Genomic DNA, 13,460 nt, shown 5'->3' with positions numbered 1-13,460 from the left:
ACCGACTCAGATGTCGAGGAAGCGGACGTCCTTGGCGTTGCGCTGGATGAACTGGCGGCGGGCCTCCACGTCCTCGCCCATGAGGACCGAGAACAGGTCGTCGGCCTGGGCGGCGTCGTCGAGGGTGACCTGGCCGAGGACCCGGTGCTCCTGGTCCATCGTCGTCACGCGCAGCTCCTCGGCGTTCATCTCGCCGAGACCCTTGAAGCGCTGGATCGAGTCCTCACGGACGCGCTTGCCGCGCTGGCGGCCCAGCTCGATCAGGGCGTCGCGCTCGCGGTCCGAGTACGCGTACTCGACGTCGTCCCGGCCCCACTTGATCTTGTAGAGCGGCGGACGCGACAGGAACACGTGCCCGGCCTCGACCAGCGGCCGCATGAAGCGGAACAGGAAGGTCAGCAGCAGGGTGTTGATGTGCTGGCCGTCGACGTCGGCGTCCGCCATCAGGATGATCTTGTGATAGCGGAGCTTCTCGATGTCGAAGTCCTCGTGCACACCCGTGCCGAACGCGGAGATCAGCGCCTGGATCTCCTGGTTCTGCAGGATCTTGTCGATCCTGGCCTTCTCGACGTTGAGGATCTTGCCGCGGATCGGGAGGATCGCCTGGTACTCCGGGTTGCGGCCGGACTTGGCCGAGCCGCCGGCGGAGTCACCCTCGACGATGAAGATCTCGCACTTGGTCGGGTCGTTCGACTGGCAGTCGGACAGCTTGCCCGGCAGGGACGCGCTCTCCAGCAGGCCCTTGCGGCGGGTGAGGTCACGGGCCTTGCGGGCCGCCACACGCGCGGTGGCCGCCTGGATGCCCTTGCGGATGATGTCCGCGGCCTCGACCGGGTTGCGGTCCAGCCAGTCGTTGAGATGCTCGTAGACCGCCTTCTGGACGAAGGTCTTCGCCTCCGTGTTGCCCAGCTTGGTCTTGGTCTGGCCCTCGAACTGCGGCTCGCTCAGCTTGACCGAGATGATCGCCGTCAGACCCTCGCGGATGTCGTCGCCCGTGAGGTTGTCGTCCTTGTCGCGCAGCAGCTTCTTGTCGCGCGCGTACTTGTTGATCAGGCTCGTGAGGGCCGCGCGGAAGCCCTCCTCGTGCGTACCGCCCTCATGCGTGTGGATGATGTTGGCGAACGAGTACACACCCTCGCTGTAGCCGCTGTTCCACTGCATCGCGACCTCGAGGGACAGGCTCTTGTCCTTGTCCTCCGCCTCCAGGTCGATGACCGTGGGGTGCACCACGTCGCCCTTGCGGGAGTTGAGGTACTTCACGAAGTCGACGATGCCGCCCTCGTAGTGGTACGTGACGGTCTTGACCTCGTCCTTCTCGTCCGCACCCGCCTCGTCCGCCCCGGAGGTGGCCTTCGCCGACTCACGCTCGTCGGTGAGCCTGATCGTCAGGCCCTTGTTGAGGAACGCCATCTCCTGAAAACGCCGCGACAGCGTCTCGAAGGAGTACTCGGTCGTCTCGAAGATGTCCGCGTCGGCCCAGAACGTGACCGACGTACCGGTCGCGTCCGTCGCCTCGTGCTGGGCGAGCGGCGCCGTCGGCACGCCCATCTTGTAGTCCTGCGTCCACCGATGGCCGTCGGTCTTCACCTCGACGGACACCTTGCTCGACAAGGCGTTCACGACGGAGACGCCGACGCCGTGCAGACCGCCGGAGACCGCGTAACCGCCGCCGCCGAACTTGCCGCCCGCGTGCAGGACGGTCAGCACGACCTCGATGGCCGGCTTGTTCTCGGACGGGACGATGCCCACCGGGATGCCACGGCCGTTGTCGACGACACGCACACCGCCGTCGGCGAGGATCCTGACGTCGATCGTGTCCGCGTAACCGGCCAGCGCCTCGTCGACGGAGTTGTCGACGACCTCGTACACGAGGTGGTGCAGGCCGCGCTCGCCGGTCGAGCCGATGTACATACCGGGTCGCTTGCGAACCGCGTCCAGGCCCTCGAGGACGGTGATCGCGCTGGCGTCGTACGAGGCGGTGACCTCGCCGTTCGACGAGGTCACCGCGCTGCTCACGCCGGCGTCGGTGGACGGAATGTTCTCGTTGGGGTTGCCGGAATCGGCCACGAAGCGCCCTTTCTGGCACAGCACGAGCCGGGCTCGTCGGCGGGTTGCCGGAGCGGCTGCGGCATGTTGCGTTGGTAAGCCTTGATCAGCGTTGCTCAGCTTTTCCCGGGCGGTCCCCACGTTCGGGGCGGGATTGCCTCCAGTCTACCGGTAGCGCCGACAGTGATGGGGGTTTGCCGGTACCTGAGTCCCCATGTGCCGCCCTCAACCGGGCTCAGCCGGGTCCCGATATACGGAAGGGGGCTCCAAGAGGCTCACGGAGGCACTCAGCGCTTCCGGCTGTCAACCCTTGGCTACTCCGGGGTCAGATCACGCTTCGCAACCGCGTGCGGTCGAGGACGGAGCGTCACACCGCCCAGGTGACGTGAAGTACGTCACCCATAGGTGTCGCCGGGGCCCGTGCTGCCCGGAGCGCGCAGGGGACCGTAGCGACGGGCGGGACCACCGGGGCCGTAGACCTTGATCAGCCGCACCGTGCCGTGGCCCAGGTCCTCGTTGAGGCGCGCGACCAGGGCGGGAGCGAGCAGACGCAGCTGGGTGGCCCACGCCGTGGAGTCGCACTGCACGATCAGGACGCGCTCGTCCTCGTCGTAGCGCTGCGGCACACAGTGCTTCGCCAGGTCCTCACCGACGATCTGCGGCCAGCGGCCCATGACCCCGCCCACCGCCGCCGGCGTCTCCCAGCCGCGCTCGGTGATCAGCCGGTTGATGGCCGCGCCCAACGCCATCGGGTCGCGGCCGTCTGCGCGCGCGCCGGAGCGCAGGCCGCCGCGCCGCGCCTGCTTCTTCTGCTGCGCCGCGTCCCCACGCGCGCGTGCCTGCTCCTTCGCCGCACGCAACGCCACGCGCGCGAGGTCGACACCGGAAGGCTCGGCCGCCTTCGCGTTCTTCGCCAGGTCCCTCTCGGGGCCGGCCCCGTCGCCGCTCATACGCGCTCCACCGTCCCCCCGGACACCGCGTACCGCGCCCCCGCCAGGACGTGCGGTACGTCGTCGTCGACCGCCGCTGTCACCAGGACCTGCTCACCGGGAGCGACCAGCTCGGCCAGCCGCTCCCGGCGCCGGGCATCCAGCTCGGCGAACACGTCGTCGAGGACCAGCACCGGCTCGTTGCCCTCCGCGCGCAACAGGTCGTACGACGCCAGACGCAGCGCCAGCGCGAAGGACCAGGACTCGCCGTGCGACGCGTAACCCTTGGCGGGCAGCTGACCGAGTTTGAGAATCAAATCGTCCCGATGAGGACCTATGAGCGTGACGCCCCGCTCGATCTCCTGCTTGCGCACCTCACCGAGCCCCGCCATCAGCTGGGCGTAGAGCTCCTCGCGCGCGTGTGCCTCGCCCGGCGCCGACGGCTTGTACTCCAGCGCGACCGGACCGCCGCCGGGCGCCAGCTGCTCGTACGCCTTGTCGGCCAGCGGCCGGATCGCCGCGATCAGATCGAGCCGCTGGGCCAGCAACTCGGCACCCGCCCGCGCGAGGTGCTGATCCCAGACGTCGAGCGTGGACAGGTCCATGGACCGGCCGCCGTGCCTGCGGGCCAGCGCGGCCGTCTTCAGGAGGGTGTTGCGCTGCTTGAGCACCCGCTCGTAGTCGGAGCGGACACCCGCCATCCGCGGAGAGCGCGCGGTGATCAACTCGTCGAGGAAGCGCCGCCGCTCACCGGGATCGCCCTTCACCAGCGCCAGATCCTCCGGAGCGAACAGGACCGTCCGTACGACCCCCAGCACGTCACGCGGCCGCACCTGCGAGGACCTGTTGATACGGGCACGATTGGCCTTGCCGGGATTCAGCTCCAGCTCGACCAGCTGCTGCCGGTCGCCCTGCCTCACCTGCGCGCGGATGATCGCCCGGTCGGCACCCATGCGCACCAGGGGCGCGTCCGAGGCGACACGGTGACTGCCCAGCGTGGCGAGATAGCCGACGGCCTCGACGAGGTTCGTCTTGCCCTGCCCGTTCGGGCCGACGAAGGCCGTGACGCCCGGGTCGAGCGGGACCTCGACCCGGACATACGAGCGGAAGTCGGCCAGCGACAGATGCGTGACGTGCATGGTCGTTCACCGACCTCCCCCGGGCTTGTGGATCGTGGAACCGACCCTGTGGACTACTTCTTCTCGACCGCGTGGCCGCCGAACTGGTTCCGCAGCGCCGCGATCATCTTCATCTGCCGCGAGTCCTCCTGCCGCGAGGCGAACCGCGCGAACAACGACGCCGTGATCGCGGGCAGCGGCACCGCGTTGTCGATGGCCGCTTCCACGGTCCACCGGCCCTCGCCGGAGTCCTGTGCGCAGCCCCGCAGCTTCTCCAGGTGCTCGTCCTCGTCGAGGGCGTTCACCGCGAGGTCAAGCAGCCAGGACCGGATGACCGTGCCGTCCTGCCAGGAGCGGAAGACCTCCCGGACATCGGTCACGGAGTCGGCCTTCTCCAGCAGCTCCCAGCCCTCGGCGTAGGCCTGCATCATCGCGTACTCGATGCCGTTGTGGACCATCTTCGCGAAGTGGCCCGCACCGGCCTTGCCCGCGTGCACCGAACCGAAGTCGCCCTCCGGCTTGAGCGCGTCGAAGACGGGCTGCACCTGGGCGACATGTTCGGCGTCCCCGCCGTACATCAGCGCGTAACCGTTCTCCAGGCCCCAGACGCCGCCGGAGACGCCGCAGTCGACGAAACCTATGCCCTGGGCCGCCAGCTCCTCGGCGTGCTTCTCGTCGTCCGTCCAGCGGGAGTTGCCGCCGTCGACGACCACGTCACCGGGCTCCAGCAGCTTCGCCAGCTCGTCGATCGTGGACTGCGTGGGCTCGCCCGCCGGGACCATCACCCAGACCACGCGCGGACCGGACAACTTGCCCACAAGTTCTTCCAGGCTGTGGACATCGGCGAGGTCCGCGTTGCGGTCGTATCCGATGACGGTGTGACCCGCGCGGCGGATCCGCTCGCGCATGTTGCCGCCCATCTTGCCGAGGCCGACGAGACCGAGCTCCATCAGTTGTTGTCCTTCGGTAGCTGTGTGACGCGAGAGGCACCTTCGTACCCACGTCCGAGCCTAAACCCGGACGTGCACGCACATCTGTGGGCATACGCGCTCATGCGTAGGCCCCCACCTGGGGCTTTACCGGACGGAACGGTCAGCCGCTGAGGCGCACCGGCATGATCAAGTACTTGTACGCCTCGTCCGCCTCGGCGTCCGGCGCGGGCTTGCCGGACAGCAGCGCGGGCTTCGTGGACGTCGTGAACGACAGCTGGGCCACCGGGGAGTCGATCGCGCTCAGACCGTCCAGCAGGAAGGTCGGGTTGAAGGCGATGGAGATGTCGTCGCCGTCGAGCTGCGCGTCCACCCTTTCCACAGCCTGTGCGTCGTCGCTCGAGCCGGCCTCCAGGATCAGGACACCCTGCTCGAAGCTGAGCCGCACCGGGGTGTTGCGCTCGGCGACCAGGGCCACGCGCTTGACGGCCTCCACGAAGGGGGCGGTCTCGATCACGGCCACTGAGTTGAACTCGGTCGGGAACAGCGTGCGGTACTTCGGGAGGTCGCCCTCCAGCAGACGCGTCGTCGTCCGCCGGCCGGCACCCTCGAAACCGATCAGGCCCTCGCCCGCGCCCGAGCCCGACAGCGCCAGGATCACGCTGTCGCCGCTGGTCAGCGCCTTGGCGGTGTCCAAGAGCGTCTTGGCGGGCACCAGAGCGACCGCGGACGCGTCCGGGTTCTCCGGCTTCCACAGGAACTCGCGGACCGCGAAGCGGTAGCGGTCGGTGGAGGCCAGCGTGACCCGGTCGCCCTCGATCTCGATGCGCACACCGGTCAGGACGGGCAGCGTGTCGTCACGGCCCGCGGCGATGGCGACCTGGGCTGCGGCCGCGGCGAAGACCTCGCCGGGGACGGTGCCCGTCGCGTTCGGCATCTGCGGCAGCGACGGGTACTCCTCCACAGGCAGGGTGTGGAGTGTGAACCGCGAGGAGCCGCAGACCACGGTCGCCCGTACACCGTCTGTGGAAATCTCCACCGGCCGGTTGGGGAGGGCGCGGGAGATGTCCGCGAGGAGGCGGCCGGAGACGAGGACCGTGCCCTCCTCCTCGACCTCCGCCTCGACACTCACGCGTGCGGAGACCTCGTAGTCGAAGCTGGACAGGCTCAGCTGGCCGTCCTCGGCCTTCAGCAGCAGGCCCGCGAGGACCGGAGCCGGCGGACGGGCCGGGAGGCTGCGAGCCGCCCAGGCCACTGCCTCCGCGAGTACGTCGCGTTCCACCCGGATCTTCACCGTAAGCCGCCTCCTGCTGTTGCCGGCGCTTCTCGCCCTGCTTCGCCTTCGTCGTCTGACTCGGTGTCGCGGACCCCTGGGAGGGGAAGGACACCGGGGAACAGTCTGACGCACCTCACTGACAGTCGGTGCCGCTCCCGGTCAAGTCGTGACGAGGCGCGGTCGGACACCGGAGGGTCAGTTGTGCACAGGACCCACTTCGAAACGGATTCCCAGCTCTCTCTAGTTGGGAGTAGTAGTAGGCCCTGTGGATACCGTGGATAACCACGTTTTCCCAGCTCAGAGCCAAGATTTTGTCCACTGGCCCTGTGGGTGGAGGCGGTGGACAACTGAGCCCGTCTGTGGAGAACAGAAAGTTCTGCACACGCCGTGCACAGCCCTGGGTGAGTTCTCCCCAGCGTCGTCCCCAGCTTTGGTCATCTTTCCCACAGGCCGATCCGGCACCTTGGTGTGACGCCTTTCACTCGACGCGGTGAGGAGGCGCGCCACGTTGCCGAACAGTGGACAGCCATGTGGAGAAGCTTCCCTTCGCTGGGGACAACTGGCCCCAGCCTGTGGGTCGCTGGTGGACAACTTTGCGCACAGCCTGTGGATCTCTTCGTCGTCCACAGCCTGTGGAGATCGTTCGTCCACGAATCCACAGCCAGCTGAGCTGGGCTGATGGTCTTTCAACAGCACAGCCTGTGGACACGATCTGGACAACTTCGCAGTCCCCAGCGTGTGGACGGAAGAAAGTTCCCCAATCTGTGGAGAGTGACCGTAACCCGGCCGGTATTCGAACAGCGGCTGGCGCCGAGGGGGCCGGTGGGAGGGCGGCGAGCGGTCGGCGGGCGCGTGTCCAAGGGCGGTGGGCGGGTGGCGAGGGATGGCCTGCTCGGCTCCGGACGATCACCGGCCCAGCTCGGGACGACCCTCGGCCGACGCCGGGCGACGGGCGGCCTGCCTCCCTCCCAAGGCTGCCGACCCGGCGCCGTACGTCCGCCGGCCGCCCTGGACGACGAAAGGGCGCCCCGGGATCTCCCGAGGGCGCCCTCGATGCCGTACCGCTACGGCCGTCAGCCGTTCTTGATGCGGTTCGTCAGCTCGGTCACCTGGTTGTAGATGGAGCGGCGCTCCGCCATCAGCGCGCGGATCTTGCGGTCGGCGTGCATGACCGTCGTGTGGTCGCGGCCGCCGAACTGCGCGCCGATCTTCGGCAGCGACAGATCGGTGAGCTCGCGGCACAGGTACATGGCGATCTGGCGGGCCGTGACCAGCTGGCGGCCGCGCGAGGTGCCGCACAGGTCGTCCACCGTGAGGCCGAAGTAGTCGGCGGTCGACGCCATGATGGCCGTCGCGGTGATCTCCGGAGTCGAGTCCTCGCCGCCGGGGATCAGGTCCTTGAGGACGATCTCGGTCAGGCCGAGGTCGACGGGCTGCCGGTTGAGGGAGGCGAACGCCGTCACGCGGATCAGCGCGCCCTCCAGCTCGCGGATGTTGCGCGAGATGCGGGAGGCGATGAACTCCAGTACCTCCGGCGGGGCGTTGAGCTGTTCCTGCACCGCCTTCTTGCGGAGGATCGCGATGCGTGTCTCCAGCTCGGGCGGCTGGACATCGGTGATCAGGCCCCACTCGAAACGGTTCCGCAGCCGGTCCTCGAGCGTCACCAGCTGCTTGGGCGGCCGGTCGGAGGACAGCACGATCTGTTTGTTGGCGTTGTGGAGCGTGTTGAAGGTGTGGAAGAACTCCTCCTGCGTCGACTCCTTGTCCGCCAGGAACTGGATGTCGTCGACGAGCAGGATGTCCATCTCGCGGTAGCGCTTGCGGAAGCTGTCGCCCTTGCCGTCGCGGATGGAGTTGATGAACTCGTTGGTGAACTCCTCGGAGCTCACGTAGCGCACGCGCGTGCCGGGGTAGAGGCTGCGCGCGTAGTGCCCGATGGCGTGCAGCAGGTGCGTCTTGCCGAGCCCGGACTCCCCATAGATGAAGAGGGGGTTGTACGCCTTGGCGGGCGCCTCGGCGACGGCGACCGCGGCCGCGTGCGCGAACCGGTTCGAGGCGCCGATGACGAATGTGTCGAAGAGGTACTTCGGGTTCAGCCGCGCTGTCGGTTCACCGGGACCGGGTGCCGGCGCGGGCTTCGCGCCGAGTGGTCCGGGGGCGCCGGTCGCCGGCAGGTGGACGCGCGAGGGACCGCCGCGGTGCGCCTGGCCGGAGCCGGACGAGGGCTCGGTCAGGTCGCGGCGGACGGGGTCGCGCTGGTCGTAGTCGACGCGTGACCCGTCGTACTCGGAGCGCTGCTGCTCGTAGGACGGGCGGTCCATCGCCTGCGGGCGGTAGTCCTGGGGGGAGCCGTAGGAGTCCTGCGGCGGCGCTCCGTATGTGTCGCGTGGGGACGATCCGTAGGAGTCCTGCGACGGGGACGCGTAGGGGTCGCGTTCGGGGAAGCCGAGCCGGGGCTGCTGCCAGCTGTACTCGTCCTGCGAGGGGCGCGGCCAGGCGCCCGGTTCGGGGCGCTGGTACTCGGAGGGGTAGGCCGGGCGCGCGGTGGGCAGCGGATCGGGGCGTGCGGACTGGTCGGCCGGGCCGCCCGGCAGCTGGTCGGATCGGTGGCGGCCGTATCCCTCGTACTGGCCGTGTCCGGAGGGGAGTTCGGGTTCTTCGTAGCGCGGCTGCTGTTGTACGGGCGGCGAAGGCGGGGCCGGGGGTTCGCCGACGGAGTCGTCGACGGTGATGGCGATGCGGATCGGGCGGCCGCACTCGCGGCTCAGGGTCTCGCTGACGATCGGCGCGAGACGGCCCTCCAGTACGCCCTTCGCAAATTCGTTCGGTACGGCGAGCAGAGCGGTGTCCGCGACCAGCGCGAGGGGCTGGCAGCGCCGGATCCAGTGTTCGTCCTTCGCCTCGACTCCCTGGCCGCGGCCCTCCCCGAGGAGCTGCTCGAGTACTCGTGGCCACACTGCGGCAAGATCGGCAGGTACGTCAGCCACAGGGCACGCTCTCTCACAGGTCCCACGAACGTGTGATTCGGGGACGGGTTGGGTCGGGATCCGGGTGGACGGGCGGGGGCAATCCCGCTCGTGCAGGGATAAGGGAACGAATCGGAGTCCAGTCACGGTAGTCAGCGGGGCGGGTGCGGTTCAAGTTGTTGTCCCCAGCCTGTGGACAGTGTCTCCCGGCGGCCCCTGGTTTGACCGGATGGCGTAGCCCCGCGTACCGTAACCAGGTCGAGTTGTCGATGGCTGCTGCCGCCTGCCTCCGATGGGCACAGGTCACTTGGGTGATCGGGAAGCGGTGCACTCGGGCGTGATACGAGCTACTCGTGGGCGCACGGTGACAGCCAGGACGGCACCCCGCCACTACCGATTGATTTCTGGAGCCCCCGAGTGAGCAAGCGCACCTTCCAGCCGAACAACCGTCGTCGCGCGAAGACCCACGGCTTCCGGCTGCGTATGCGCACCCGTGCCGGCCGCGCGATTCTCGCGTCCCGCCGTAGCAAGGGTCGCGCCCGCCTGTCCGCCTGATTCCGATCAGGTCATGACGTCGTGCTGCCCACCGAGAACCGGCTGAGGCGGCGCGAGGACTTCGCGACCGCGGTACGACGAGGTCGTCGGGCTGGGCGCCCGCTCCTCGTCGTCCACTTTCGAAGCGGTGTCACGGACCCGCACGCGCCAGGGGAGAGCGCTCCCCCGACGCGTGCGGGTTTCGTCGTCAGCAAGGCAGTGGGTGGCGCGGTCGTGCGCAACAAAGTGAAGCGCCGACTTCGCCATCTGATGCGGGAGCGAGTCGCCCTGTTTCCCCCCGGTAGCCTGGTAGTCGTACGAGCGCTGCCCGGAGCGGGTGACGCAGACCATGCACAGCTGGCCCGAGACCTGGATGCCGCCCTTCAACGGCTGCTGGGAGGGGGCGCGCGATGAAGTACCCACTGCTGGCACTGATCAAGCTGTACCAGTGGACGATCAGTCCGCTGCTCGGACCGGTGTGCAAGTACTACCCGTCGTGCTCCCATTACGGCTACACGGCCATCGACCGCCACGGTGCGGTCAAGGGGACGGCACTCACCGCCTGGCGCATCCTGCGGTGCAATCCGTGGTCGCTGGGTGGTGTGGACCATGTTCCGCCGCGCAAGCGTCCGCGGTGGCACGAAATGCTGCGTAACGCCTGGCGTGCGCGCAAGGGCGGGCCCTCCGCCGTCGAACCGGCCATTGACGGGACCATGTCGTCGAGCCCGGCCGCAGAGACCTCGTCCCATGCCCAAGGAGCATGATTAGTGGACACGATTGCCAGCCTCTTCAGCTTCATCACGACACCCGTTTCCTGGGTCATCGTCCAGTTCCACTCGGTGTACGGGCAGATCTTCGGTCCCGACACGGGCTGGGCCTGGGGCCTGTCCATCGTGTCCCTGGTGATTCTGATCCGTATCTGCCTGATCCCGCTCTTCGTGAAGCAGATCAAGGCGACCCGGGCCATGCAGACACTGCAGCCCGAGATGAAGAAGATCCAGGAGCGCTACAAGAACGACAAGCAGCGCCAGTCCGAAGAGATGATGAAGCTGTACAAGGAGTCGGGTACCAACCCGCTCTCCTCGTGCCTTCCCATCCTGGCGCAGTCCCCGTTCTTCTTCGCTCTGTACCACGTGCTCAACGGCATTGCGACCGGCAAGACGATCGGCGTCATCGACGATCAGCTGCTGGCCAGCGCCCGTCAGGCGCACATCTTCGGCGCTCCGCTGGCCGCGAAGTTCACGGACAGCGCTGACAAGGTCGCCTCGCTCGGTGCCTCTCTGACCGACGTCCGCGTGGTCACGGCGATCATGATCATCCTCATGTCGGCGTCGCAGTTCTACACGCAGCGCCAGCTGATGACGAAGAACGTCGACACCACGGTGAAGACGCCGTTCATGCAGCAGCAGAAGATGCTGATGTACGTCTTCCCGGTCATGTTCGCGGTCTTCGGCATCAACTTCCCGGTCGGTGTCCTCGTCTACTGGCTGACCACCAACGTGTGGACCATGGGCCAGCAGATGTACGTGATCCACAACAACCCCACCCCGGGTTCCAAGGCCCAGGCCGCGTACCTGGAGCGTCTCACCAAGCACGTCACGCACCATGGCAAGACCCGCAACCGGCGTGAGAAGGCCATCGTCAAGGCGATCGTCGCCAAGGGCCGTGACCGCAACGAGTTCGAGCGCAAGTTCGTCAACGGCCTGACCAAGACGGGTCTCGCCGCGCAGACCGACGGCACCGTGATCCAGAGCGAGGCCCAGGCCGTCGCCCAGGCCGAGGACGGCACGGGCACCACCGCCCGGCGTCAGCAGCCCAAGCGCCAGACCAAGGCCCAGCGCCAATCGGGCGGTGCACGGCAGACCGCCGACGCCGCGCCGGCCACGTCGCTGGAGAAGTCCGACGAGCCGCAGGACGCCAAGCCGGAGGAGACTGAACCGCAGGACCGCAAGCCCGCGGCGAAGCAGCCCGCGAAGCCCGGCTCTGCCGGCCGGAGCAAGGCGCAATCCGGTCAGCGTAAGGGCCCGCAGCGGCCCAAGTCCCCGTCCAAGAAGTAAGAAGGAGTCCATCCCGTGACGGAAGGCACCACCTCCGCCGCTGCCGAGGGTGCAGACACCCTGACCCGCCTGGAGCAGGAGGGCGAGATCGCGGCGGACTACCTCGAGGGTCTGCTGGACATCGCCGACCTTGACGGCGACATCGACATGGACGTCGAGGCCGACCGCGCCTCCGTGTCGATCATCAGCGACGCCGGCAGCCGTGACCTGCAGAAGCTGGTCGGCCGTGACGGCGAGGTGCTGGAGGCGCTGCAGGAGCTGACGCGCCTGGCCGTGCACCGGGAGACCGGGGACCGCAGCCGGCTGATGCTGGACATCGCGGGCTACCGGGCCAAGAAGCGCGCCGAGCTGTCCGAGCTGGGCGCCAAGGCCGCCGCCGAGGTGAAGAGCTCCGGTGAGCCCGTGAAGCTGAAGCCGATGACCCCGTTCGAGCGCAAGGTCGTGCACGACGCGGTCAAGGCCGCGGGGCTGCGCAGCGAGTCGGAGGGCGAGGAGCCGCAGCGGTTCGTCGTCGTCCTTCCCGCCTGATCGGCACCTACGTTCCACCGGCCCCGTCTGCCTGCAGACGGGGCCGAACTTTGTCAGCCTGGTAGTTCTGGTGGTCGGCGCTCGGTGCGTCGGCGCTGTAGGGAAGGACGGTCCCCGTGACCGAGGCAGAGGAGCTCCCCTCTGCGCCTGAACAGGCGCGTGAGGTTTTCGGTGATCGCTTCGCGGACGCGGTGCGCTACGCGGAGTTGCTCTCCGAGGCGGGCGTGCAGCGTGGCCTGATCGGGCCGCGGGAGGTTCCCCGCTTGTGGGAGCGACACCTGTTGAACTGCGCGGTGCTCTCCGAGGTCGTCCCCGAGGGGGTGACGGTCTGCGACGTCGGTTCGGGCGCAGGGCTGCCGGGTATCCCTCTGGCGCTCGTCCGGGAGGACCTGAAGATCACGCTGCTCGAACCCCTGTTGCGGCGCACGAATTTCCTCACCGAGGTCGTGGAGCTACTGGGCCTGGATCATGTGACCGTCGTCCGTGGCCGTGCCGAGGAGGTCATGGGCAAGCTGCAGCCGGTGCATGTGGTGACCGCGCGGGCGGTGGCCCCCCTGGACCGCCTGGCCACGTGGGGCATTCCCCTGCTGCGCCCCTACGGCGAGATGCTCGCTCTGAAGGGCGACACGGCCGAGGAGGAACTGAAGGCAGCGGCCACCGCCCTGAGCAAGCTCGGGGCGGTGTCGACGTCCATCCTCCACGTGGGTGAGGGAGTCGTGGACCCGCAGTCCACCGTGGTGCGCGTGGAGGTCGGCGAGTCCCCGGGCGGTGTGCGTTTCGCGGCGAAGCGAGCGAAGGCCGCACGTGCTGGACGAGCACGTCGGCGACGCTGATCCGTCCTGACGACGACACGTACTCCACACAAGCTGCCAAACCTACGCAACCCGGAGTGTCGCGGAGATCGTACAGCGACCGCTGTGCATCGTGTTTCACGTGAAACGTCGCTCACTGCTCCACGGGATCATCAGTCGGGGTCGCGCTGCCGCCGAACCGCGCGATCGAAAGCCTCTCGGTTCACTCGGAGGGGCTGCGGAGTTGTCCACAGAGGTGGATTTCTCCACAGAACGCCAGGCCTCA

Annotated in this window: 12 protein-coding genes; 6 read left to right on the top strand and 6 right to left on the bottom strand. The window is 68.2% G+C overall.

What is annotated here, in order from left to right; all coding sequences use genetic code 11:
- Positions 1–6: 6 nt before the first annotated feature.
- The 6 genes from gyrB to dnaA form a co-directional block, all read right to left on the bottom strand.
- Positions 7–2,091 (bottom strand): DNA topoisomerase (ATP-hydrolyzing) subunit B, encoded by a 2,085-nt coding sequence (gene gyrB / locus IEZ19_RS13595; protein ID WP_308428957.1) that lies wholly within the window; start codon positions 2,089–2,091, stop codon positions 7–9.
- A 350-nt stretch (positions 2,092–2,441) separates the two neighbouring features.
- Positions 2,442–2,996 carry a DciA family protein gene (locus IEZ19_RS13590; protein WP_189311407.1) on the bottom strand — a complete coding sequence of 185 codons (555 nt, stop codon included), beginning with the start codon at positions 2,994–2,996 and terminating at the stop codon, positions 2,442–2,444.
- The gene (gene recF, locus IEZ19_RS13585; RefSeq protein WP_189311406.1) at positions 2,993–4,114 is read right to left on the bottom strand and encodes a DNA replication/repair protein RecF; all 1,122 of its coding nucleotides are present in this window, start codon (positions 4,112–4,114) and stop codon (positions 2,993–2,995) included. The genes IEZ19_RS13590 and recF overlap by 4 nt, the downstream gene beginning before the upstream one ends.
- Positions 4,115–4,167: 53 nt before the next feature.
- Positions 4,168–5,043, bottom strand: a complete 876-nt coding sequence (gnd, locus tag IEZ19_RS13580) for a phosphogluconate dehydrogenase (NAD(+)-dependent, decarboxylating) (RefSeq protein WP_189311405.1) — start codon at positions 5,041–5,043, stop codon at positions 4,168–4,170.
- 142 nt (positions 5,044–5,185) lie between these two features.
- Positions 5,186–6,316, bottom strand: a complete 1,131-nt coding sequence (dnaN, locus tag IEZ19_RS13575) for a DNA polymerase III subunit beta (protein ID WP_189311404.1) — start codon at positions 6,314–6,316, stop codon at positions 5,186–5,188.
- Positions 6,317–7,371: 1,055 nt separating this feature from the next.
- Positions 7,372–9,285, bottom strand: a complete 1,914-nt coding sequence (gene dnaA / locus IEZ19_RS13570; protein WP_189311403.1) for a chromosomal replication initiator protein DnaA — start codon at positions 9,283–9,285, stop codon at positions 7,372–7,374.
- A gap of 396 nt (positions 9,286–9,681) precedes the next feature.
- Here dnaA and rpmH point away from each other — a divergent pair, with 396 nt between their 5' ends.
- From rpmH to rsmG, 6 genes are all read left to right on the top strand, one after another.
- Positions 9,682–9,819 (top strand): 50S ribosomal protein L34, encoded by a 138-nt coding sequence (gene rpmH / locus IEZ19_RS13565; protein ID WP_003956500.1) that lies wholly within the window; start codon positions 9,682–9,684, stop codon positions 9,817–9,819.
- A 21-nt stretch (positions 9,820–9,840) separates the two neighbouring features.
- Positions 9,841–10,212, top strand: coding sequence for a ribonuclease P protein component (gene rnpA / locus IEZ19_RS13560; protein WP_189311402.1), 372 nt, complete (start codon positions 9,841–9,843; stop codon positions 10,210–10,212).
- Positions 10,209–10,562, top strand: a complete 354-nt coding sequence (yidD, locus tag IEZ19_RS13555) for a membrane protein insertion efficiency factor YidD (RefSeq protein WP_189311401.1) — start codon at positions 10,209–10,211, stop codon at positions 10,560–10,562. The genes rnpA and yidD overlap by 4 nt, the downstream gene beginning before the upstream one ends.
- Positions 10,563–10,565: 3 nt before the next feature.
- The gene (yidC, locus tag IEZ19_RS13550; protein WP_189311400.1) at positions 10,566–11,855 is read left to right on the top strand and encodes a membrane protein insertase YidC; all 1,290 of its coding nucleotides are present in this window, start codon (positions 10,566–10,568) and stop codon (positions 11,853–11,855) included.
- Positions 11,856–11,870: 15 nt separating this feature from the next.
- On the top strand, positions 11,871–12,383 hold the full coding sequence (locus IEZ19_RS13545) for a Jag family protein (RefSeq protein ID WP_189311399.1): 513 nt from the start codon (positions 11,871–11,873) through the stop codon (positions 12,381–12,383).
- Positions 12,384–12,499: 116 nt separating this feature from the next.
- Positions 12,500–13,216 carry a 16S rRNA (guanine(527)-N(7))-methyltransferase RsmG gene (gene rsmG / locus IEZ19_RS13540; RefSeq protein WP_189311398.1) on the top strand — a complete coding sequence of 239 codons (717 nt, stop codon included), beginning with the start codon at positions 12,500–12,502 and terminating at the stop codon, positions 13,214–13,216.
- Positions 13,217–13,460 lie beyond the last annotated feature (244 nt).

Origin of the sequence: Streptomyces brasiliensis (genome assembly GCF_014647875.1) — a bacterium.
Lineage (GTDB): Bacteria > Actinomycetota > Actinomycetes > Streptomycetales > Streptomycetaceae > Streptomyces > Streptomyces brasiliensis.
The sequence above is the reverse complement of the archived record's forward strand: the minus strand, read 5'-3'. Positions and strand labels throughout refer to the sequence as shown.